Source organism: Kitasatospora sp. NPDC043949 (assembly GCF_056435365.1).
Genome location: NZ_JBWKEQ010000032.1, coordinates 22,598 through 44,845, shown reverse-complemented (window position 1 = coordinate 44,845; position 22,248 = coordinate 22,598). Strand labels below are relative to the sequence as shown.

Below are 22,248 nucleotides of genomic sequence, written 5' to 3'. Positions count from 1 at the left end.
GAGTTTCTCCGGGAGGGGAAGCCAACTAACACGGAGGGGGGCCCCCCCCCCCCCCCCCCCCCCCCCCCCCCCCCCTTTCCCCCCCCCCTTCCCCCCCCCCCCCCCCCCCCGCACCCGTGTGTGGGTCTGCTGCCTCAGCAGCCGTGCGGGTCTACTGCTTCAGCTCCGCGTACGCCTCCGCGCTGCTGTCCTTCAGGAACTGCCAGCAGCGGGCCTCCTCCTCGGTCTCCTTGATCGCGCCGGCCGCCCGTGCGAGCCCGGCCAGGCAGCGCAGGAAGCCGCGGTTGCCGCGGTGCTCCCACGGCACGGGGCCGTGGCCCTTCCAGCCGTTGCGGCGCAGCGCGTCCAGGCCGCGGTGGTAGCCGGTGCGGGCGTAGGCGTAGGACTCGACGTAGCGGCCGGCCGCGTAGGCGTCGTCGGCGAGCATCGCCCAGGCGAGGCAGAAGGTCGGGAAGTCGGCGGCCACCTGGGTGGGTGAGGCCGATTCCTCCGCCAGCATGCGGTAGGGCTGCTCGTCCTCCGGGAGAAGGGTCGGATCGGGGCCGTCGAGAAGATTCCGGTGAATCGCCATGCAGGCAGTCTGCCATCCGGGACGCCAGGGTCAACCGCCGTCCCGGGATCGGCGGCGGCCGCCGGGCGCCTGCATACCCGGTATGTGGACATTCACCCGTTCGCCATGTCAGGGTGTCGATCATGCCCGCAGCCAGATCCGCCGCCAGGAGCGGCAGTGCCCGCGGCCGCCGACGCCGACGGCCGCCGCGCCGGCTCGGGCCCGGCATGCTCGCAGCGCTGGTCACGGCGGTGGCGGTGCTGGGCGGTACGGCGGTCGTGCTGACCCGCTCCTCCGACGCGCCCGACGGCGGGCCGACCGCCCAGGCGCGGATCGCCCCGCCGACCGATCAGGCTCCCTCGCCCGCCGGCCCGACGCCGACCCCGACGCCGACCGACACCCCGAGCGAGCCCCCCGCCCCGTCCTCGACACCCACCCCCACCACGCCCGACCCCGGCCCGGCCAAGGGCGCGGGCACCTTCAGCATCGCCGCCGCCACCGCCCAGCCGGTCGGACGCGGCACCGTGCGCCGCTACCGGGTGGAGGTCGAGGACGGCATAGGCATCGACGCCGGCGGCGCCGCCGCCCAGATCCACGGCTTCCTCGGCGACAGGCGCGGCTGGACCAACGACCGCAAGAACGGCTTCCAGCTGGTCGCCGGCGGCGGGTACGACTTCACCGTGAAGATCGCCTCGCCGGCCACCGTGGACCGGATCTGCGGCGCCTCCGGCCTGGACACCCACGGCGAGGTGAACTGCAACGTCGGCAACCAGGTGCTCGTCAACTCCAAGCGCTGGAACACCGGTTCACCGCAGTTCAGCGGCCCGCTCGACGAGTACCGGGCGCTGATCATCAACCACGAGGTCGGCCACCGGATAGGCCACGGGCACGAGACCTGCCCCGGCCCGGGCAAGCCGGCGCCCGCGATGATGCAGCAGATCTACGGACTCAAGGGCTGCGAGCCCAACGCCTGGCCGTACTCGGAGAACGGCACCTACCTCAGCGGGCCGTCGGTGCCGTAGGACGCCCCCCGAAGCGCGGCTACCCGAGCACCGGCAGGTACTCCCGCAGGTCGCTGCGCTCGCCGGAGGCGGAGACCGCCGCCGCGTCCACCGCGGCGGCCCAGTCGGCCCGGCCAGTGGCCAGCCGGATCCAGGTCAGCGGGTCGGTCTCGACCACGTTCGGCGGGGTGCCCCGGGTGTGCCGGGGGCCCTCGACGGCCTGCACGACGGCGTACGGCGGGATCCGCAGCTCGACCGCGCCGCCCGGCGCGCGGTCGGCGAAGGCGTCGGCCAGCAGCCGGGTGACGGCGGCGACGGCCTGGCGGTCGTGCGGGAAGTCGTCGAGGCCGAGCGCGGCGGCCAGGTCGTCGGCGTGCACGACGGTCTCCACCAGCCTGGTCACCAGCATGTCGGCGAGTGTCATCGAGCCCAGCCGGATCTCGAACCGCCGTACCGGGTCGGCGGCTTCGGGCCGGTCCAGCAGACCGGTCAGCGCGTCCGCCGCCCGGGTGAAGGCCTGCGCCACCGAGGCCGCGTCCCCGCCGAAGTCGCCCGCGGCCCTCGCCCGGGCCTGCTCGTCGAGCAGCGGCGCGACCGTGCCGACCGCGGCCACCCACCCCGACAGGTCCAACGGTGCCCGCCCCTCCAGCGGATCGTCGAGGTGCTCGGGGACGAAGTCGAGCTGGACGGCGAGGTGCGCGATCAGCTCGCGGACCGTCCACTCCCCCAGCCTGGTCGGCCGGGCCAACCACTGCTCGGCGTCCGGGCGTTCACACAGCTGCCGGACGGCGTCGCGCAGCGCGCCGGTCTGCGCCGCGAGCGCGGTGCGCACCTTCTGCGGCTGGTAGGTACGGGGCTTGGGGGGCATGGCCCCCAACATACGCCGAGGGGCGGACAGCCCCGCACACGCCGAGGGGCGGACAGCCCCGTCGGACCGTCCGCCCCTCGAACCGCGCGGGTCAGGCGAGCAGAGCCTCGATGACGCCGGTGTGGGCGTCCTTCAGCTCGGCCAGCGAGACGGTGAACTGGCCCTGGACGTCCAGGGATTCGCCGTCCACGACACCGATGCGGGTGGCCGGCAGGCCGCGCGCGGTGCACATGTCGTTGAACCGGAGCTCCTCGCTGCGCGGCACCGCCACGACGGCGCGGCCGGCCGACTCGGAGAACAGGAACACGAACGGGTCCGCGCCCTCGGGCACGATGATCCGCGCGCCGTGGCCGCCCTTGAGGCAGCTCTCCACGAGCGCCTGGCCGAGGCCGCCGTCGGAGAGGTCGTGCGCGGCGTCGATCATGCCGTCGCGCGAGGCGGCGATCAGGATGTCGCCGAGCAGCCGCTCGCGCTCCAGGTCGACCTTGGGCGGCAGACCGCCGAGGTGGTCGTGGACCACCTGCGACCAGGCCGAACCGCCGAGCTCGTCCGCGGTGTCGCCGAGCAGGTAGAGCAGCTGCCCCTCCTCGGCGAAGGCGACCGGGGTGCGCCGGGTGACGTCGTCGATGACGCCGAGCACCGCGACCACCGGGGTCGGGTGGATGGCGACCTCGCCGGTCTGGTTGTACAGCGAGACGTTGCCGCCGGTGACCGGGGTGCCGAGCACCAGGCAGGCGTCGGCCAGGCCGCGGGTGGCCTCGGCGAACTGCCACATCACGTCCGGGTCCTCGGGGGAGCCGAAGTTGAGGCAGTCGGAGATCGCGAGCGGCTTGGCGCCGCCGGCCGCGACGTTGCGGTAGGCCTCGGCGAGGGCCAGCTGGGCGCCGGTGTACGGGTCCAGCTTGGTGTAGCGGCCGTTGCCGTCGGTGGCGACCGAGACGCCGAGGTTGGTCTCCTCGTCGATCCGGATCATGCCCGAGTCCTCGCCGACCGAGAGCACGGTGTTGCCGAGCACGTAGCGGTCGTACTGGTCGGTGATCCAGGACTTGGAGGCCTGGTTCGGGGAGCCGGCGACCTTCAGCAGGTCGGCCTTGAGGCCCTCGCCGGTGGTCGGGCGGGCCAGCCGCTCGCCGGTGGGGGCGTCGGCCTGCAGCGCGTCCTGCCAGCTCGGGCGGGCGTACGGGCGCTGGTAGGTCGGGCCCTCGTGGGCGACGGTGCGTGGCGGCACGTCGACGACGAGTTCGCCGTGCCAGAAGATCTCCAGGCGCTCGCCGTCGGTCACCTCACCGATGACGGTGGCGATGACGTCCCACTTCTCGCAGATCTCCAGGAAGCGGTCGACCTTGCCGGGCTCGACGATGGCGCACATGCGCTCCTGCGACTCGCTCATGAGGATCTCCTCGGGCGAGAGCGTGTTGTCGCGCAGCGGCACGGTGTCCAGCTCGACCCGCATGCCGCCGGAGCCGGCGCTCGCCAGCTCCGAGGTCGCGCAGGACAGGCCCGCGCCGCCCAGGTCCTGGATGCCCTTGACGAGCTTCTCCCGGAAGATCTCCAGGGTGCACTCGATCAGGAGCTTCTCCTGGAACGGGTCGCCGACCTGGACGGCCGGACGCTTGGTCGGCTTGGTGTCGTCGAAGGTCTCGGAGGCGAGCACGGAGACGCCGCCGATGCCGTCGCCGCCGGTGCGGGCTCCGTACAGGATGACCTTGTTGCCGGCGCCGGAGGCCTGCGCGAGGTGGATGTCCTCGTGCTTCATGACGCCCACGCACAGCGCGTTGACCAGCGGGTTGCCCTGGTAGCAGGAGTCGAAGACGACCTCGCCGCCGATGTTCGGCAGGCCCAGGCAGTTGCCGTAGCCGCCGATGCCCGCGACGATCCCGGGCAGCACGCGCCGGGTGTCCGGGTGGTCGGCCGCGCCGAACCGCAGCGGGTCCATCACGGCGACCGGGCGGGCGCCCATCGCCAGGATGTCGCGCACGATGCCGCCGATGCCGGTGGCCGCGCCCTGGTAGGGCTCGATGTACGACGGGTGGTTGTGCGACTCGACCTTGAAGGTCACGGCGTAGCCCTGGCCGACGTCGACCACACCGGCGTTCTCGCCGATGCCGACGAGCATCGCGTCCGAGTCGGGCTTCTTGTCGCCGAACTGCTTCAGGTGGACCTTGCTGCTCTTGTACGAACAGTGCTCCGACCACATGACCGAGTACATCGCGAGTTCGGCGCCGGTCGGGCGGCGGCCGAGAATCTCGCGGATGCGCGCGTACTCGTCCTCCTTGAGCCCGAGTTCGGCCCAGGGCTGGGCGACGTCCGGGGTCTGCTCGGCGTTCTTGACGGTGTCGAGGCTCATCAGGCGTTCACCAGCTGCTTCAGGACGGAAGTGAAGAAGCCCAGGCCCTCGACGGTCGGACCGGTGAGCGGCTCCACGGCGTGCTCCGGGTGCGGCATCAGGCCGACGACATTGCCGGCGGCGTTGGTGATGCCGGCGATGTCGCGGTACGAACCGTTCGGGTTACCGCATCCGTCAGCGGCATCGCCGCGGGCCACGTAACGGGCCACCACCCGGCCCTCCGCCTCCAGTTGGTCCAGGACGCGCTCCTCGGCGACGAACCGGCCCTCGCCGTTCTTCAGCGGAACGACGATTTCCTGGCCCGCCGAGTAATCCCGGGTCCAGGCGGTACCGGTGTTCTCGATGCGCAGCTTCTGGTCGCGGCAGACGAAGTGCAGCGAGTCGTTGCGGGTGAGCGCGCCGGGCAGCAGGTGCGATTCGCAGAGCACCTGGAAGCCGTTGCAGATACCGAGGACCGGCATTCCCAGCTTCGCCTGCTCGATGACGGTGTCCATCACGGGCGAGAAGCGGGAGATCGCGCCGCAGCGCAGATAGTCGCCGTAACTGAATCCGCCCGGCAGGACGACGGCGTCGACCTGGTGGAGATCCTTGTCACGGTGCCAGAGCGCGACCGGCTCGGCGCCGGCCAGGCGGACCGCGCGCTGGGCGTCACGGTCGTCGAGGGAGCCGGGGAAAGTGACGACGCCGACGCGGGTGGTCACTTCGCCGCCTCCTCGACGCGGACGGTGAAGTCCTCGATCACGGTGTTGGCGAGAAAGGTCTCGGCGGCTTCGCGGATACGGGCGAGCGCGGCGTCGTCGACCGGGCCCTCCACTTCCAGCTCGAAACGCTTGCCCTGGCGGACGTCGGCGATCCCGGTGAATCCGAGACGGGGCAGTGCACGCTGCACCGCCTGGCCCTGGGGGTCGAGGATCTCCGGCTTGAGCATGACGTCGACTACGACGCGTGCCACTGGCACTCCCGGTGGTGTCTTCGGTGAGGCGGGGGAACTCCAGACTACCGGGGGTTTCGGGCGGGATTGCTGGCCGGGGCAGGCGACGCGCGTAGACTCGAGACCCTTACGCGGCAAGGGATCCAAGCCCGTGAACCCCCGGCGGGGCCGCGCGGTTTCCACGGATTCGACCCCCGGAACGAGAACACCCGAAGAACACCCGAATACGGCACTCCGGGACAGATCGACCCGTCCCGCACTCCGGTATCCGGCACTCCGGCGAAGACACGTGAATATCCGGAAAAGAATGCCGGACTCTTCGATTTCGACCCCCTTCGGGTGCAGAATAGGGCCACCTGTCGCGGCAAGTGCTGCGTATCCGGCGGGCCACCAGGCCTGCCCGTATGCGCTTGCGCGAGTGGGTGCACATCAGGCCCCCGGACGCACCCCGCGGACCGGCGGCCGAATTGCCCGAGAGGATTGACACCCATGGCTCAGCGTGTAGTTGTCACGCTCTCCGACGACCTGGACGGCGGCGCCGCGGCGGAAACCGTCCACTTCGGCGTCGACGGGAAGTCGTACGAGATCGACCTGTCCGTGGACAACGCGGAAAAGCTGCGGGAGGCCCTCGCTCCGTTCGTCGCGGCCGGCCGCCGCCAGAGCCGCACCGGAAAGTCCTTCCGCCGCACCGCGCTCACCCCGGACCCGGCCGCGGTGCGCGCCTGGGCCCTGTCGCGCGGCATGGAGCTGCCGGCCCGCGGACGCATCCCCAAGCACGTGTACGAGCAGTTCGCCGAGGCGAACTGACCGCCCCGGGCACCCCGGTCGCCCCGCCCGCCTGGACCGAAAGGGTGGGGCGACCACCCCGAACGATGCTGTAGAGTAATCCTCGTCGCCGCAACGGAGAGATCCGGAGAGGCGGCGGGTGCCCCACCAGGCACCGTGCGGACGTGGCTCAGTTGGTAGAGCATCACCTTGCCAAGGTGAGGGTCGCGAGTTCGAATCTCGTCGTCCGCTCGCAGTGCGCGAGCACAGCACAACTCCATAGTAAGACCTGCGGACGTGGCTCAGTTGGTAGAGCATCACCTTGCCAAGGTGAGGGTCGCGAGTTCGAATCTCGTCGTCCGCTCCAGAACGAAAGGCTCCCTCGATCGAGGGGGCCTTTCGGCATTCCCGTTCCACGCCGATCCCGGCCCATGACATTTGTCATCGCCGACCCGTGGATCTCCACCGCCGGCTCATGACGGCGCGCACTGCCCGCCCGGCCGGGGAGGCGGAAGGCTTGAGCCATGGAAACGAGCCAGCCCCTCCGCCCCGGCGACAGCGTGATCGAGGTCACCGACCTGCACCGCCACTACGGCACCGGCACCACCGGCTACCACGCCGTCCGCGGCGTCGACCTGACCGTCGGCCGCGGTGAGCTGTTCGCCCTGCTCGGCACCAACGGGGCGGGCAAGACCTCCGCCATGGAGCTCATCGAGGGCCTGGCCGCCCCCACCGGCGGCACCGTCCGGGTGCTCGGCCACGACCCCCACCGGGAGCGCGCCGCCGTCCGCCCGCGGATCGGCATCATGCTCCAGGAGGGCGGCTTCCCCGGCGACCTCACCATCGCCGAGACCGGCCGCAGCTGGGCCGGCATGACCAGCGGCGCCCGCCCGGTCGACGAGGCCCTGGAGCTGGTCGGCCTCGGCCACCGCCGCGACGTCCGGGTCAAGCAGTTGTCCGGCGGCGAGCGGCGCCGGCTCGACCTCGCGATGGCCCTGCTCGGCCGCCCCGAGGTGCTCTTCCTGGACGAGCCCAGCACCGGCCTCGACCCCGAGGCGCGCGCCGCCGTCTGGCGGCTGGTCCGCGAACTGCGCGCCCAGGGCACCACCGTGCTGCTCACCACGCACTACCTGGAGGAGGCCGAGGAGCTCGCCGACCGACTGGCCATCATGCACGGCGGCCGGGTCGTCACCACCGGAACCGTCGCCGAGGTGATCGCCGGCCGGCCCTCCCGGATCAGCTTCGAACTCCCCGAGTTCACCGGGACGGCGCTGCCGGTCCTCGCCGGGGCCGAGATCACCGTCGACGGCCGCAAGGTCACCGTGCAGACCGGCGGCCTCCAGCGCACCCTCTTCGAACTGCTCGGCTGGGCCCAGCAGCACGGGATCGCGCTCGGCTCCCTGGACGCCCGCAGCGCCTCGCTGGAGGAGGCCTTCCTCGCCATCGCCTCCGAGGCCGCCCACCAGGCCCCGCCCCGGTCGCCCGCCGCCCCCACCGCCCGCACCGCCCGCCGCCGCCTGATCGGATCCGCCCGATGACCACCGCCACCGCCGCCAAGACCGCCGCCGGCCCGCAGAGCACCACCGCCCGCCGGCTGCTCTCCCTCGGCCGCGCCGAGGCCACCCTGCTGCTGCGCAACCGGGCCGCCCTGTTCACCGCGCTGCTGCTGCCGCTGCTGCTGATCGCCGGCCGGCACAACATGCTCAAGCAGCAGGCCGAGTCCCACCCCGGACTGGACGTCGACACGCTGCTGATCACCGGCACCATCGGCGGCGTCCTCGCCTTCGTCGTCTACTACAACCTGACCGCCGCGTACGTCGCCCGCCGCAACGAGCTGGTGCTCAAGCGGCTGCGCACCGGCGAGGCCCGGGACATCGAGATCCTGGCCGGCACGGCGGTGCCCTCGGTGAGCCTCGCCCTGATGATGTGCGCCGTGGTCGGCGTCGGCGCCGCCGCCCTTCTCAAGCTCAGCACGCCGGTGAACCCGCTGCTGCTGGCCGTCGGGCTGGTCCTGAGCATCGCCGTCTTCATCGCACTGGCCGCCGTCTCCAGCGCCTTCACCAAGACCGTCGAGACCGCCGGCATCACCACCCTCCCGGTGCTGCTGGTCTCCCAGTTCGGCTCCGGCCTGCTCATCCCGCTGGAGATCATGCCCCCCGGGCTGGCCGACTTCTGCCGCCTGCTGCCCACCACCCCGGCCTTCCAGCTGATCCGGATCGGCTGGACCGGCAGCGACGGCTCGGCCGCCGCCACCGGCTTCGCCGGCACCTGGTCCACCGCCGCCCCGCACCTGGTGACCGGCGCCGTCTGGCTCGGCCTGGCGGTCTGGGGCGCGGTGCGCTACTTCCGCTGGGAGTCGCGCCGCTGACGCCCCCGGCGGGCACCCTCTCCGGAAGTGCGAAGGTCAGACCCCCGTTCCGCCTCTGATATGAAGGTAGCGACACGATCTTGATCGAAACGGGGAGCGATTCGATGGCCGTCCAGGGGCCGGTCCGCAGATGGAAGGGCTTCGGCAAGCCCCAACGCGCCGAGCTGTACTTCCGCTGGTCGCTCTACATGGTGGCCTGGTGCATCGTTCCGGTGAACCTGGTGCTCAGCGCCTCCTCCGTCACGAACATCGACCGGTCGGTCGACGCCGTCCGGGTCACCGTGGTCGTCTCGCTCGCCTCCACCCTGCTCTGCCTCCGGGCGTTCCGCACCTCGCTCGACCACTACCTGCACCGCCCCACCGAGCACCTGCGCTGGCTGATCGTCAACAGCGCACTCTCGGTCGCCGGTTCCTGGGCCGTCCTGCTGCTGGGCCCGTCCTCCGCCGAACCCGGGCAGCCCGGAGGGACGCCGTTCACCGCGGCGATCGCCATCGCCATGCTGTGCGCCGCCATCGGCCCGATCAGCGTGGGCCTGCCCCTGCGCCAGGTCTTCGCCGCCGGACTCGGCCTGATCCTGCTGATCGCCCCGGCGATGCTGCTGGCCGGGATGAGCCCCGCCACCACGGCCGGACTGGCAGTCGGGGCGGCGATCAGCCTGACCTTCCTCGTCGGCACCTGCCGCAGCTTCGCCTGGGTGACCGCGATCATCTGGGAGCTGGAGACCGCCCGCGAGGCCCAGTCCCGGCTGGCCGTCGCCGAGGAGCGGCTGCGGTTCTCCCGCGACCTGCACGACGTGATGGGCCGCAACCTCACCACCATCGCGCTCAAGAGCGAACTCGCCGTCCAGTTCGCCCGCCGCGGGCGCCCGGAGGCCGCCGACCAGATGGCCGAGGTGCAGCGGATCGCCCAGGAGTCGCAACGCGAGGTCCGGGACGTCATCCGCGGCTACCGCACCGCCGACCTGCACGCCGAGGCGATCGGCGCCCGCGCGGTGCTGCGCAGCGCCGACGTCGCCTGCGAGATCGACCTCGGCGAGAACGCCGACCAACTGCCGCCGCCGATCCAGTCGGTGCTCGGCTGGGTGATCCGCGAGGCCACCACCAACGTGCTGCGGCACAGCGAGGCCGCCCACTGCCTGATCCGGCTGAACCTCCAGGACGGCCGCGCCGTCCTGGAGCTGGAGAATGACGGGGTGCCCGCCGTCCCGCTCCCCTCGCTGGGCGGCGGCACCGGACTGCGCGGCCTGCGCGAACGGCTGGCCGCCCACGACGGCGAGCTCACCATCCCCGAGGCCGCCCAGGGCACCTTCCGGATGCTCGCCGCCGTCCCGCTCTGACCCGCACCCACCGACGGAGGACCGCCCGATGACCGACCCCGCACCCGTGCGCGTCCTGCTCGCCGACGACGAGCACCTGATCCGGGGCGCGCTGGCCGCGCTGCTCTCTCTGGAGGAGGACATCACCGTGGTCGCCGAGGCCGCCTCCGGCCCGGAGGCGCTGGCGATGGCACAGGCCCACCGCCCGGACGTCGCGGTGCTGGACCTCCAGATGCCCGGCAAGGACGGCATCGAGGTGGCCACCGAACTGCGCCGGCTGCTGCCGGACTGCCGCTGCATGATCGTCACCGGCCACGGCCGCCCCGGCTACCTCAAGCGGGCGCTGGAGGTCGGGGTGCGCGGCTTCCTGCCGAAGACCGTCTCGGCGGCCGACCTGGCCGGCATCATCCGGACCGTCCGGGCCGGCGGCCGGTACGTGGACCCGGAGCTGGCCGCGGACGCGATCAGCGCGGGCGAGACCCCGCTCACCCCGCGCGAGACGGACGTCCTGGAGCTGGCCGCCGACGGCACCTCGATCACCGAGATCGCCGAACGGGCGGCGCTGTCCCCCGGCACCGTCCGCAACTACCTGTCCTCGGCGGCCGGGAAGCTGGGCGCCGAGAACCGGCACGCGGCGGTGCGGATCGCCCGCGAGCACGGCTGGATCTAGGTCCCGAACACGGGCACGGCTCGCGGGCGGCCGGGCGTCAGGCCCAGGCGGTGCCGGTCAGCCGCTCGTACACCTCGATGTACTTGGCGCGGGTCTGCTCGACCAGCTCGGCCGGCAGCTCCGGCGGCGGCTGCTCGCTGTAGCGGTCCCAGCCGGAGGCCGGGGAGACCAGCCAGTCGCGGATCAGCTGCTTGTCGAAGGACGGCTGCGAGCGGCCGGGCCGCCATTCGTCGGCCGGCCAGTACCGGGAGGAGTCCGGGGTGAGCACCTCGTCGCCGATCAGCAGCTCGCCGTCCAGCAGGCCGAACTCGAACTTGGTGTCGGCCAGGATGATGCCGCGGTCGCGGGCGATGTCCCGGGCCCGGCCGTAGACGTCCAGGGTGGTGCGGCGCAGCTGGGCGGCCAGGTCGGCGCCGATCCGGCGGGCGGTCTCCTCGTAGGAGACGTTCTCGTCGTGCTCGCCGACCTCGGCCTTGAGCGCCGGGGTGTAGATCGGGGCGGGCAGCTCGGAGCTGTTCTCCAGGCCCTCCGGCAGGGCGATGCCGCAGACCGTGCGGTTCTCCTGGTACTCGGCCAGGCCGGAGCCGGCCAGGTAGCCGCGGGCGACCGCCTCGACCGGGACCATGTCCAGGCTGCGGCAGATCAGCGTGCGGCCCTTCCAGTCGGCGGGGGCGCCGGACGGGACCTCGGTGGAGATCACGTGGTTGGGGACGATGTCGGCGATCCGCTCGAACCACCACAGGGACAGCTGGGTGAGGACGCGACCCTTGTCGGGGATCTCGTTCGGCAGCACCCAGTCGTGGGCGGACATCCGGTCGCTGGCGACCATGACCAGCTCGCCCGACTCGGTCCGGTAGAGGTCGCGCACCTTGCCGGTGTGCAGGTGGACCAGGCCGGGCACCTGGACCGGCTCGGGCTTGGTGACAAATCCGCTCACGGTGTCTCAGTCCTCAGGGGTCGTTCGCGGGCGTGGGGCGCGCGAAAGGGGAGGTCACTGCCCCCGCAGTCTTTCATGAACCCCCGAGGCCCCGTTTCTGGCCGAGGGCGGCCCCGTTCCGGGTGAGGGAGGCCCGGCCGAAGGAGGCCTCGTTCTTGCCGAGGCGGTCGAGCAGGTTGGCGGTGGCCCGCTGGATCCGCTCGTCGGTGAGGCCGGGGCGGCCCAGTGCGGGCGACCAGGCGAAGGTACCGGCCGCGAACACGTACGCGCCGCTGGGCGCCCGGTACAGCGAGGTCTCCTGGTAGCGGGTGCGGCCGGCGAGGTCCTGGTACGGCGAGTGTGCGAGCAGCACCCGCTCGGTGTGCTCGGGCAGCGCCACCTTGGGGTAGTAGCGGTCGGCTTCGCCGGCGACCAGGCCGGGCAGTTCGTCGCCCTCCTGCAGGCCGGTGCCGTCCCAGAGCCAGTGCGCGGTGTGCCGGGCGATCAGCGGGACGGGCGCGGCGACCCGGCCCGAGTACTGCAGGCCGAGCACCTGCTGCTCGGGCTCGCCGGCGTCCCGCCACAGCGCGCTGGCCGAACCGGGCGCCCCGGCGGCCGGGCTGCCCGGCTGGACCTTCTGCCGCTTCCGGCAGTTGAGCAGCCGGTTGGGTTCGCCGGAGGCGGCGGCGGTCAGCTCGACCCGCCAGTACATGGTGTTGGCGGACAGGAACACCAGCGAGGTGCCGTCGTCCCTGGCCTGCTCGACGGCCCGGCGCATCGGCTCGGACCAGTACTCGTCGTGGCCCGGGAAGATCAGCGCCCGGTGCCGCCCCGGGTCGACCAGGCCCGCGTGCAGGTCGGTGGCGGTGGCGTAGGAGAGGTCGTAGCCGTAGCGCTCGGCCCAGCGGATGAAGTCGTACGCGTGGCCGACGTGCAGCGGCAGCCCGGCGGTGGCGTGCGGGCGGTCGAAGGAGACCGTGACGGCCGCCTCCGGTTCGCCGACCAGGCCGCCCCGGCCGTCCCAGGCGTGGTAGAGGCTGGCGCCGCTGCGGCCGTCCTCGGGGAACAGGTTGTAGGCCTGCCAGGTCACGTCCGGGACCACCAGGAGCAGTTCGGCGGCGTGCTCCCGGTCCTCGAAGTCCCGGACGGTGAACGGGATGTGGCTGCGGTGCAGCATGTCCGCGGTGGTCAGCACGGCGACGTACGCGCCGGGCTTCCAGTGCACCGGGATCTGCAACCGCCAGGAGTGCCACCAGTGGTGGCAGGAGACCGTCCGCTCGACCACCAGCGGGGCGGGCTGGGCCAGCCCGGCGATCAGCGGGCTGGACGTCATGTGGCGGGCGCCGTCGCCGCCGTAGTGGCCGATCCGCCAGACGTCCACGGTGAACTCGCGGGGCGGGTTGACGGTGACCCGGAAGTCCACCGAACCGCCGGGGCGGATCACCCCGGCCGAGGCGAAGCCCTTGATCTGCTGGTCCACGTCGTTGGCGCTCTGCGGGGTGCCGACCGGCGGCTTGGGCCGGGCGCCGGCCGCCAGCGGCCGCTGGCCGGGCGCGTCCACCGAGACGTACCAGGGGACGGCGCCCTCGGCGCCGGCCAGGTACTGGTCCGGGCTGCGCAGCCAGGGCAGTGGGCCCTGGCCGAAGGGGTCGGAGACGCTGTAAGCGTGCGTTCCGGACTCCCAGCGGCGGTTGAGTTCCGTGCCCACGCGCCCCTCCCAGGTGCACTTCCGCCCGGTTGGCACGTGCCCCCCGGATGTGCGTGCGGTCTAATACACCACAGAGTGCTGGCGCTCCGTCACCCTGCGGTCGCAATTGGTGCCGGGAATCTCACGCCCTCCCCCGGCCGGGCCTCCGGCCTGCGGAGACGGCCGCCCGCCGGTCGGTTTGGGGGCGCGCGCCGGAGCGCCGAGCGCCGCCTGTCCGGCTCACAACCGGACGGGTTTCTCCAGACGGACGTCGGCGGCGTCCAGCCAGGCCCGCAGCGGGCCGTCCTGGCCCTGCTCGACGGCCTGGGCGACCGGCCCGGCCAGGTCGGTGCGGCGGATCCCGCCCAGCAGCAGCACCGGACCGTCCAGCCAGTCCAGGCCGGGCGCGCCGCCCGCGGTGTCGACGGCGGCGCAGCAGACCATCGCGGTGACGTGGTCGACCAGCAGGTCACGGCCGCTGCGGGCGGTTTCGAGCAGCGGGGCCGGGGCGGTGGTGCGGGCCAGCTGGGCGGCCAGCGCGGCGGCCAGCTGCTCCCCCTCGCCCTCGGCGAGCCGGACCAGCAGCCGGGTGAGCGTCGGGGAGCCGGGGCGGGCCTGGGGGGCGAGCCGGTCCAGGGCGGTCTGGAGGGCGGCGGCGCGGGCCCGCCAGCCGGCGTCCACCACGTCGGCCGGGTAGTCGGTCCACTCCAGCTCGTGCCAGCCTCCGGCGGCCGGGCTGCCGAAGAACAGCTCGGCGGCGAGCCGGGAGACCGCCCGGTCGACGGTGCCGGGCTCCTCCAGCAGGTCGCAGGCGGGGCGGTCGCCGAGCCGGGTGCCGTAGCCGTCGGCCAGGCGGTCGCGCCGGGACAGCTCGGTGAGGGCGGAGACGACGCCGGCGTTGAGGTGGGCGGGGTGGCGGCCGAGCCGCCAGGCGGGCAGCGCGACCCGGGTGAGCAGCCGGTCCCAGCCCGCGTAGGCCAGGCCGACCTGCTCCTGGGCGGCGATCCGCAGGCCGTAGTCGACCGTCCTGGCCTGCTCGGAGGCCCAGCTCGCCACGGAGCGCTCCAACTCGGCGGCGTGGCCTCGGCAGGCGCCGAGCAGCCGGCGGGTGATCCCGCGGGTGATCCGCTCGGCGAGCGCGGCCGGACCGCGGCGGGGCGGCCGGGGCGGGCCCGCCAGGGTGCCGCCGCCGAGGCCGGGGGCGGCACCCTGGCCGGAGTCCAGGCTGGCGTCCAGGCTGCGCAGGAAGCGGCGGGCGGCGGCGATCTCCGGGTCGGCGGAGGCGGCGGTGCCGGCCACCACGGGGGCGAGCAGGGCGCGCAGTTCGCCGGCCCGCATCCACCACAGGAACGGCGAGCCGATCACCAGGACCGGGCCCGGCGGCTCGGGGTGCGCCCGGAACGGGCGGGCCCGCCGCACCGGGGGCACGTCCTCCAGCCAGCTGTCGCAGTCCGGGGTGAGGGCCACGGTGGAGGGCGCGGGCACGTCCAGCCGGTCGGCGAGTTCGTCGATCAGCCGGTACAGCTCGGGTGCCTCGGCGCGTTTCAGCGGAACGGCCGGGGTCCGGGGCGGGACGGCCCGGTGGTAGGCGCGGGCGGTCAGCCCGGCCACCAGGAGCGTCAGCGCGGCCACCGCGCAGACCACCCAGCGGGCGGCGTCCCACCCGACGGCGTCGGAGGAGCCGGGTGCGCCGATCCGCCCGGTGAACCGGCCCGCGAGCAGGACCACCGCGACGGCGGCGGGCATGGCGGCGGCGGCCAGGGCGAGACCACGGACCCGCAGGACCGCCTGGGCGTGAGCGCGCGCGGTGTCGACTGCGGCCATACGGTGCGGCACCCCCTTCGGAGCCCTCGGGCGCCCGGCGACGGGCCCTGAGCCGACTCGAAACGATCAGTTCCGACCGGGAAGCGGAGGCGTCCGATCCCCGGTAGTGCATGCTGTGTGGCGCTTCTGCCATGTTCGACGCACCGGCCCGAGTGGGTGTTCCGGATCGCCCCGGTTTCCACTCGTCCCGGTGACACCGCCCGGATTCCGGACGGTCACGACCGGTCCGGTGCGAAGCACCCGGGCACCCGCCCGGCCGGACGCCGTCCAGCATCCCCCCGTGGGAACACCGCTACCCGGCGGCGACCCCGGCGCACGGCCACGTCGCACTGCGATCCAGCGCACCATAAGGCCGGGCGCCCGGCTACGTCAGCCGGATGCGGGTGCTGTCACCCGATGGGCTGGAATCCGGCCGCCGAACGGTGCGCCGGCCCCCGGAGTCACTCCCGCCCCGGAAACGCCGCAGGGCGCTGCGTCCATGGGGGGAAATCCCACGGTGCGCGGCGCCCTGCGGGCGGAGGCGGGGCAGGCCCTACTCGGTGGCTGCCTTCAGGGCGATGTCGGTGCGGTGCTGGCCGCCCTTGAGGGCGATCCGGTCCACGGCGGCGTACGCGCGGTCGCGCGCCTCCACCAGGTCGGCGCCGGTCGCGGTGACCGACAGGACGCGGCCGCCGGCGCTCAGCACCCGGCCGTCCTCGTCGGCCCTGGTACCGGCGTGCAGGACGAACGCGGTGCCGTCGGCCTCGGCCTCGGCCAGGCCCTCGATCGGGTCACCGGTGCGCGGCGCGGCCGGGTAGCCCTCGGAGGCGACGACCACGGTGACGGCCGCGCCCTCGTCCCAGCGCAGCGGCTCCAGCTGGTCCAGGGTGCCGGTGGCGGCGGCCAGCAGGACGGCGGCCAGCGGGGTGCGCAGCCGGGCCAGCACGACCTGGGTCTCCGGGTCGCCGAAGCGGGCGTTGAACTCGATCACCCGGGTACCGCGCGAGGTGAGCGCGAGGCCCGCGTAGAGCAGGCCGGAGAACTCGGTGCCCCGGCGGCGCAGCTCGTCGACGGTCGGCTGCAGGACGCTCCGCTGGACCTCCTCGACCAGCCCGGCGGGCGCCCACGGCAGCGGCGAGTAGGCACCCATGCCGCCGGTGTTGGGGCCCTCGTCGCCGTCCAGCGCGCGCTTGAAGTCCTGCGCGGGCTGGAGCGGGACGACGGTGGTGCCGTCGGTGATCGCGAACAGCGACACCTCGGGGCCGTCCAGGTACTCCTCGATGACCACGCGCTCGCAGGAGGCGGCGTGCGCCAGCGCGGCCGCGCGGTCGGAGGTGACCACCACACCCTTGCCGGCGGCCAGGCCGTCGTCCTTGACCACGTACGGCGCGCCGAAGGCGTCCAGCGCCTCGGCGGCCTCGGCCGGGGTGGTGCAGACGTAGGAGCGGGCGGTGGGCACGCCGGCCCCGGCCATCACGTCCTTGGCGAAGGCCTTGGAGCCTTCCAGTCGGGCGGCTTCGGCGGACGGGCCGAACACCGGGATGCCGGCCGCGCGCACGGCGTCGGAGACGCCCGCGACCAGCGGGGCCTCCGGGCCGACGACGACCAGGGCAGCGCCGAGCCGCACGGCCAGGTCGGCGACCTGCGCGCCGTTCAGCTGGTCGACCGGGTGGACCGTCGCCACCTGTGCGATCCCGGCGTTGCCCGGGGCACAGTGCAGCTCGGAGACGGCGGGATCTTGGGACAGAGAGCGGCACAGGGCGTGTTCGCGGGCGCCGCCGCCGATGACGAGGACCTTCACGCTTGGCAAGGGTAGTCGGTGGCCAGTTCCGGCCGCTCTCCGGTCCCGTCCGATCCTCCAGTCGGGGCGGTCCGTACGCCGAGGATGTCGGAGAAACCTCCAACTCGGACCGGCTCGGTGCGCACCGGGTGCCCGAGTCAGGACGGCGGGTCACCGGCCCCTCCCTCGGACGGGTGAAATCTCGCCGACCCCCGCATCCCTTCCACCCCGGGTTCCGGTGGCCGAATCCGGTAACGATCACCGGGGAAGCGACCCCATGGTCAGCCATTTGGCGGTAAGAAGTGCTGTTGGACAACCAACGGCAGACGTCGCGTCAGCCGATGGACCGCCAGACCCAGCAGTCCGCCCGCCACAGGGAGCCCCACAGGTGAGCCAGCCGGAAATGCAGCCCGAGGAGAGTGCCTGGGGCAAGGAGATCGGCGAGGAGGACCCGCCCGCCGCGACCATCGCCCGCCAGGCGTCCACCCGCCGACGGACCGATCTGAGCACTCGACAGTTCCCGCTCGGGGACTGGGGCGAGCCGGCCGAGCGCCTGGAGGAGCTGTACCGCTGGTCCGAGGAGCGGGCGGTCGAGGCGATCGAGTGGTACCGCAAGGACCGGATCTGGAAGCGCCGCTGGGCGCGCCTGCTGCGGTTCGGCACGGCCGGCTTCGCGGTGGGCGGGGTGACCGCGCCGCTGGTCGACCTGACCGGCGCAGTCTCACACGGCACCAGCTGGGGCTACGTCGGCCTGGCGCTCGCCGCCGCCTGCCACGGCACCGACCGGGTGTTCGGCCTCACCTCCGGCTGGATGCGTGACGTCAGCACCGCGCAGGCGCTGCAACGCCGGCTGGAGGCCTTCCAGTTCGACTGGGCGTCGGAGTGCGTGCGCGAGGTGCTCGGCCCGACCGAGGGCACCGCGGGCGAAGCCGCCGAGCGCTGCCTCGGCGTGCTGCGCCGGTTCTGCGAGGACGTCTCGGACATGGTCCGCACCGAGACCTCGGAGTGGATGCTGGAGTTCCGCGCGTCCATGACCCAGCTGCCCACCCAGGCCCCGGGCACCTGGGGCGGGCGCAGCGAGAGCGGGGTGGGCGCCCAGGTGCGGGTGCTGCCGCCGCCGGGCACCCGGCCCACCATGCCGCGCCAGCGGCCGCCGGAGGGGCCGCTGCGGTAGCGGGCGGGAAGGCGGGCCGCCTGCCGTGGCGGGCGGGCCGGTGCGGCGGGAGGGTGCGGCGCCCGGGCGGACGCGGCGGGAGGGTACGGCGCCCGGGCAGACGCGGCGCCCGGGCGGATGCGGCGGGCGACGCCTCGGGCAAAAGGCTGCCGGACGCCTCAGGCGAAGACCACCATCGAGCCCTGGGCGAGGCTGCGGGTCGCCGCCGCGTACAGGCCCGCCCAGGCGTGCCGCTCGCGGGCGAAGGGGTGTAGGTCGTCCAGCGGCGGCCCGAACGGCTGCTCCAGGCCGGTCGGGCCGAGCGGCCGGGTCGGGTCCGGCGGGTTGAGCGGGTCGAGGCCCAGCGCCGGGGCGACGGCCTGCAGTTCGCGCAGCAGCCCGTGGCTGGAGCCGAGCGGACCGCCGGAGGCGAGCAGCGCGTCGTCCACCAGCGGCGCCGGGAACTCTATCGGCACGTAGGCGCCCGCGTGGTCGAAGTGCCAGACCAGGTGCGACTGTTCGGCACTGCTCTCGAACATCTCCAGCAGCTGCTCGTAGTCGCCGCCGAGCGAGTCCACCGGCGTGATGTCCAGCCCGGTGAGGCCCAGCAGGTAGGCACGGCGCAGGAAGTGCAGCGAGTCGTAGTCGAAGGCGGCTATCGGCTCGACCGCCCCGCTCAGCCCCGGGACGTACTGGTAGACCGGCACCTCTGGCAGCCCGCGGGAGGCCAACACCGCGTTGTAGAGGGCGAGATCGTCCCTGAAGGGATTGTCGGGGCTGTGGCTCAGCACGTCCACGAGCGGGACGAGCCAGAGGTCGCAGGCCATGGCCGGCAGTTCCTCTCCGGGCGACGGGGTCGCCCGCAGGGCGGGACGACGACGGGGGCGGGGTCGGTACCCGGACGGCCGTTGTGCGGGACGCCCGGTTCGACGACCGCCCACCCTACCGGCCCGGGGCCGGGCGCGGGTCGGGCCGTCCCTGCGGTGCGTCCGGGGGCGGTTCGGGCAGCCGCCGGCCGAACCGGCCGTACGGCACCGAGCGCGGCTGCGGCACCAGGCCGAGGCCCAGCCCGAGTTCGCGGCCGAGCTCCCGGCCGACCTCCTCGCCCGGCCGGCGCCGGCCCCTCCCGACCTGGTCGAACGCCTGGCCAGGGGCCAGTTCGGCCGCCACCGGCGGGGCTTCGGCGGACGGGGCCGGCGGCACGGGCGCGCCGTCCAGGAGCCCGCCGCCACCGGGTCCGCCGCCACCGGGCTCGCCGTCCAGGGGTTCGCTATTCAGGGGATCGCTATTCAGAGGATCGCCGTCCAGGGGTTCGGTGAGCAGCCCCAGCACCGTCACCGACTCCAGCGGCCGCCCGGCCAGCCCGGCCAGCAGCCGGGCGGTGTACAGGTTGTACTCGCAGATGATCCGGTGCGCGCCGACCAGGTCCCGCGCGCCGATGGCGTCGACCAGGTCGAGGTGGCGGTCCCAGCAGACCTCGGCCAGAACGGGCAGCTCCCGCAGGTAGGGCGCGGCGAACATCCACGACTGCACCCGCAGCCAATCCAGGTAGTCGCCGATCCGGCGGTTGCCGATCAGCGCGGCGACCTCCTGCCAGAACCGGCGGTCGCAGCCCACCATCACGTCCAGGTTCCCGGCCCGGGCGGCCCGGACCGCCGCGTCGGCCCGGCGGCGCAGCGAGGGCAGCCTGGCAAGGTCCGGCAGCGCCCTGCGTGCGGAGAACTGGCGGTAGTAGCTGTCGGTGACCAGCACCCGGGACTCGAAGATCTCCAGGAAGTCGTCCCAGCCCAGCTCGGGCACGGTGAACCCGCGGTGGTGCTCGGCCCGCAGCAGCCCCTGCGCACCGAGGTCGACCAGCGCCTCGCGGGCCGGGGTCGCCGAGACGCCGTACAGCTCGGCGATCTCCTTGACGGTGAAGTTGCGGCCGGCCGCCAACCGGCCGGCCATCATCTCCTCGCGCAGCGCACCGGCGATCTGCTCGCGCAGGCTGTTGCGCTGGATGACGGGACGGGTGTCGCCTGCGCCGTTGCCGGGCATGCGCGCAACCTCCTGGGGCGGGCCGATCAGGCCGCCCCTCGGCGGACCGGCCAACGAGCGGCGGGGAACACGACGAGTGCTCATCTTCTCAAACCCGCCCCGAGAAGGTACAAACCAACCCCCCGGAGGCCCCGGCGCCCCCGGACTCCCCCGCCCGGACCGGGCCGGGGCGGGCCGGGGCGGGCCAGGATCAGCGCTGGACCGGCGCGGGGATCCCCAGCAGGCGGTCCCGCAGCACCGGGAACTCCTCGCGGGCCTTGCCCACCTCGGCCGGATCGAACTCGACGGTCAGCACCTGCTCCTCCGTGCCGGCCTCGGCCAGCACCCGGCCCCACGGGTCCACCACGATGCTGTGCCCGGCCTGCTCGACCCCGGCGTGCGTCCCGGCCGTGTTGCAGGCCAGCACGAACGCCTGCTCCTCCACCGCGCGCGCCCGCGCCAGCAGCGTCCAGTGCTCGCGCCGCCGGGCCGGCCAGGCCGCCGGAACCACCAGCAGCTGCGCGCCGGCGTCCAGCAGCGCCCGGAACAGCTCCGGGAAGCGCAGGTCGTAGCAGGTGGCCAGGCCCAGGGTGGCGAAGTCGGTGGCCGCGGTGACGATCTCCTGCCCGGCGCCCATCACCACCGCCTCGCCGCTGTCGAAACCGAAGCGGTGGATCTTGCGGTAGGTGTGCACCAGCTCGCCGTCCGGGGCGAACAGCAGCGAGGTGTTGTAGATCGGCCCGTCCGGGTCGCGCTCGACGATCGAACCGGCGTGCAGCCAGACCCCGGCCGCCCGCGCGGCCGCCGCCATCGCGTCCGAAGTGGGACCGTCCAGCGTCTCGGCGCCGTCCGACCACAGGTCGTAGGCGAAGCCGCCGAGCGGCCACAGCTCCGGCAGGACCACCAGGTCCGCGCCCTGCTGCGCCCGGACCAGCGCGGCGGCCCGGGCCCGCCGTTCGGCGGGCGGCTCGGCGTCGGAGACCCCGAGTTGGATCAATGAAGCGCGCACAGTACCACCGTCCACGGCAAGAGACCTACGATCGTCACCCGAAAGCGCTGCCCAGCTGTCTCCCGGCAGCGTAACGTGCGGTTAGCGTGTGCGCCTGGAAGCCGGACCATCCCGGCCGACCGGGGAGGCCGGGCGCAGAGGGCAAGGAAGCTGACGGAGGGCCGGAGATTCCCGTGACGGACAACCAGACCGTGCAGGCTTACACGGAGGCGTGGGCCCAGAGCATCGAGTCCATATCGGAGCTGGTCGCCCCCCTCCCCGAGGGCTCCTGGAACCGGGCCACCGAATGCCCCGGCTGGTCGGTCCGGGACGTCGTCTCGCACATCATCGCGGTCGAGTCCGAACTCCTCGGCGACCCCCGCCCGATCCACTCCCTGCCGCGTGACCTTCGCCACGTCACCACCGACTTCGCCCGCTACATCGAACTGCCGGTCGACAAGCGCCGCTGCCACACCGCTCTGGAGATGACCAGCGAGCTGGAGTACACGATCATCCGCCGCTCCCGGGCACTGCGGAACGCCAAGCAGACACCCCTGGAGCCGGTGCGCTGGCCGGCCGGCCCGAACAGCCGCGACGTGCCGTACCACGAGCTGCTGCGCCTGCGGGCCTTCGACGTCTGGGTGCACGAGCAGGACCTGCGCCGGGCCCTGGACACCCCCGGCAACCTCGACTCCCCGGCCGCCCTGATCGCCCGGGACGTCCTGCTCGGGCTGCTGCCCAAGGCCGTCGCCCACCGGGCCGGCGCCCCGGCCGGAACGGCCATGGTTCTGGACGTCACCGGCCGCGTGGAGTTCCTGCGCACCGTCCGGGTCGACTCGACCGGCCGCGGCACCGTCGACGAGTCGATCAGCCTGGCCCCCGACGTCCAGCTCACCATGGACTGGGAGACCTACCTCCGGCTCGCCTGCGGCCGCGGCCGCCCCGGCCCGGTCACCATCGACGGCGACAAGGAACTCGCCGACCGCGTCCTGTCCGCCTTCGCGGTCACCATCTGACCCCAGCCACCCCACAGCGCACGCCACCCGGCGTACACGCACGAGTGCGCGCCGGGTGCCGAGTCATGGGCCG

Annotated in this window: 20 protein-coding genes and 2 tRNA genes; 10 read left to right on the top strand and 12 right to left on the bottom strand. The window is 73.6% G+C overall.

The window, feature by feature from the left end:
* Nucleotides 1–151: 151 nt before the first annotated feature.
* On the bottom strand, nt 152–571 hold the full coding sequence (locus AC07AL_RS24715; RefSeq protein ID WP_350876615.1) for a DUF3151 domain-containing protein: 420 nt from the start codon (nt 569–571) through the stop codon (nt 152–154).
* Between the two features lie 122 nt (nt 572–693).
* Here AC07AL_RS24715 and AC07AL_RS24710 point away from each other — a divergent pair, with 122 nt between their 5' ends.
* Nucleotides 694–1,572 carry a DUF3152 domain-containing protein gene (locus AC07AL_RS24710; protein ID WP_478318189.1) on the top strand — a complete coding sequence of 293 codons (879 nt, stop codon included), beginning with the start codon at nt 694–696 and terminating at the stop codon, nt 1,570–1,572.
* A gap of 19 nt (nt 1,573–1,591) precedes the next feature.
* Here the strand turns inward: AC07AL_RS24710 and AC07AL_RS24705 are convergent, their stop codons facing one another.
* The 4 genes from AC07AL_RS24705 to purS all read right to left on the bottom strand — a co-directional run bounded on the left by AC07AL_RS24705 (nt 1,592) and on the right by purS (nt 5,718).
* Complete coding sequence (locus tag AC07AL_RS24705; RefSeq protein ID WP_478318188.1) at nt 1,592–2,419, bottom strand: maleylpyruvate isomerase family mycothiol-dependent enzyme; 828 nt, start codon at nt 2,417–2,419, stop codon at nt 1,592–1,594.
* A gap of 91 nt (nt 2,420–2,510) precedes the next feature.
* A complete protein-coding gene (gene purL / locus AC07AL_RS24700) occupies nt 2,511–4,766 on the bottom strand; it encodes a phosphoribosylformylglycinamidine synthase subunit PurL (protein WP_363579826.1) in 2,256 nt (751 codons plus the stop codon).
* A complete protein-coding gene (gene purQ / locus AC07AL_RS24695; RefSeq protein ID WP_363579827.1) occupies nt 4,766–5,467 on the bottom strand; it encodes a phosphoribosylformylglycinamidine synthase subunit PurQ in 702 nt (233 codons plus the stop codon). Before purQ ends, purL begins: the two co-directional genes overlap by 1 nt.
* Entirely contained in the window at nt 5,464–5,718 is a 255-nt protein-coding gene (gene purS, locus AC07AL_RS24690) for a phosphoribosylformylglycinamidine synthase subunit PurS (protein ID WP_045692676.1), read from the bottom strand. Before purS ends, purQ begins: the two co-directional genes overlap by 4 nt.
* Nucleotides 5,719–6,186: 468 nt before the next feature.
* Here purS and AC07AL_RS24685 point away from each other — a divergent pair, with 468 nt between their 5' ends.
* The 7 genes from AC07AL_RS24685 (at nt 6,187) to AC07AL_RS24655 (ending at nt 10,816) form a co-directional block, all read left to right on the top strand.
* A complete protein-coding gene (locus AC07AL_RS24685) occupies nt 6,187–6,504 on the top strand; it encodes a histone-like nucleoid-structuring protein Lsr2 (RefSeq protein WP_063348519.1) in 318 nt (105 codons plus the stop codon).
* A 137-nt stretch (nt 6,505–6,641) separates the two neighbouring features.
* A tRNA-Gly gene (locus tag AC07AL_RS24680) sits at nt 6,642–6,714 on the top strand.
* A gap of 39 nt (nt 6,715–6,753) precedes the next feature.
* A tRNA-Gly gene (locus AC07AL_RS24675) sits at nt 6,754–6,829 on the top strand.
* A gap of 157 nt (nt 6,830–6,986) precedes the next feature.
* On the top strand, nt 6,987–8,000 hold the full coding sequence (locus tag AC07AL_RS24670) for an ABC transporter ATP-binding protein (protein ID WP_363619438.1): 1,014 nt from the start codon (nt 6,987–6,989) through the stop codon (nt 7,998–8,000).
* Nucleotides 7,997–8,830 carry an ABC transporter permease gene (locus AC07AL_RS24665; protein WP_363579829.1) on the top strand — a complete coding sequence of 278 codons (834 nt, stop codon included), beginning with the start codon at nt 7,997–7,999 and terminating at the stop codon, nt 8,828–8,830. Before AC07AL_RS24670 ends, AC07AL_RS24665 begins: the two co-directional genes overlap by 4 nt.
* A gap of 104 nt (nt 8,831–8,934) precedes the next feature.
* On the top strand, nt 8,935–10,167 hold the full coding sequence (locus AC07AL_RS24660) for a sensor histidine kinase (protein ID WP_363579830.1): 1,233 nt from the start codon (nt 8,935–8,937) through the stop codon (nt 10,165–10,167).
* 28 nt (nt 10,168–10,195) lie between these two features.
* Nucleotides 10,196–10,816, top strand: coding sequence for a response regulator (locus tag AC07AL_RS24655; protein WP_478318184.1), 621 nt, complete (start codon nt 10,196–10,198; stop codon nt 10,814–10,816).
* Nucleotides 10,817–10,853: 37 nt separating this feature from the next.
* Here the strand turns inward: AC07AL_RS24655 and AC07AL_RS24650 are convergent, their stop codons facing one another.
* The 4 genes from AC07AL_RS24650 to purD all read right to left on the bottom strand — a co-directional run bounded on the left by AC07AL_RS24650 (nt 10,854) and on the right by purD (nt 17,023).
* Entirely contained in the window at nt 10,854–11,753 is a 900-nt protein-coding gene (locus AC07AL_RS24650) for a phosphoribosylaminoimidazolesuccinocarboxamide synthase (RefSeq protein WP_363579831.1), read from the bottom strand.
* Between the two features lie 73 nt (nt 11,754–11,826).
* Complete coding sequence (locus AC07AL_RS24645; protein ID WP_400327217.1) at nt 11,827–13,440, bottom strand: N,N-dimethylformamidase beta subunit family domain-containing protein; 1,614 nt, start codon at nt 13,438–13,440, stop codon at nt 11,827–11,829.
* Between the two features lie 219 nt (nt 13,441–13,659).
* Nucleotides 13,660–15,243: a hypothetical protein gene (locus tag AC07AL_RS24640; protein WP_478318183.1), complete on the bottom strand. Its 1,584-nt coding sequence runs from the start codon at nt 15,241–15,243 to the stop codon at nt 13,660–13,662.
* Nucleotides 15,244–15,775: 532 nt separating this feature from the next.
* Complete coding sequence (gene purD, locus AC07AL_RS24635; RefSeq protein ID WP_363579834.1) at nt 15,776–17,023, bottom strand: phosphoribosylamine--glycine ligase; 1,248 nt, start codon at nt 17,021–17,023, stop codon at nt 15,776–15,778.
* Between the two features lie 367 nt (nt 17,024–17,390).
* On the opposite strand from purD, the gene AC07AL_RS24630 reads away from it, so the two are divergent.
* On the top strand, nt 17,391–18,176 hold the full coding sequence (locus AC07AL_RS24630; RefSeq protein WP_363579835.1) for an SLATT domain-containing protein: 786 nt from the start codon (nt 17,391–17,393) through the stop codon (nt 18,174–18,176).
* 158 nt (nt 18,177–18,334) lie between these two features.
* Here AC07AL_RS24630 and AC07AL_RS24625 read toward each other — a convergent pair whose 3' ends face one another.
* The 3 genes from AC07AL_RS24625 to AC07AL_RS24615 form a co-directional block, all read right to left on the bottom strand.
* Entirely contained in the window at nt 18,335–18,982 is a 648-nt protein-coding gene (locus AC07AL_RS24625) for a hypothetical protein (protein WP_350876643.1), read from the bottom strand.
* Nucleotides 18,983–19,097: 115 nt separating this feature from the next.
* Nucleotides 19,098–20,192 carry a GntR family transcriptional regulator gene (locus AC07AL_RS24620; RefSeq protein ID WP_478318181.1) on the bottom strand — a complete coding sequence of 365 codons (1,095 nt, stop codon included), beginning with the start codon at nt 20,190–20,192 and terminating at the stop codon, nt 19,098–19,100.
* Between the two features lie 190 nt (nt 20,193–20,382).
* Complete coding sequence (locus AC07AL_RS24615) at nt 20,383–21,180, bottom strand: carbon-nitrogen family hydrolase (protein ID WP_063348508.1); 798 nt, start codon at nt 21,178–21,180, stop codon at nt 20,383–20,385.
* Between the two features lie 173 nt (nt 21,181–21,353).
* On the opposite strand from AC07AL_RS24615, the gene AC07AL_RS24610 reads away from it, so the two are divergent.
* The gene (locus AC07AL_RS24610; RefSeq protein WP_363579837.1) at nt 21,354–22,175 is read left to right on the top strand and encodes a maleylpyruvate isomerase family mycothiol-dependent enzyme; all 822 of its coding nucleotides are present in this window, start codon (nt 21,354–21,356) and stop codon (nt 22,173–22,175) included.
* Nucleotides 22,176–22,248: the final 73 nt, after the last annotated feature.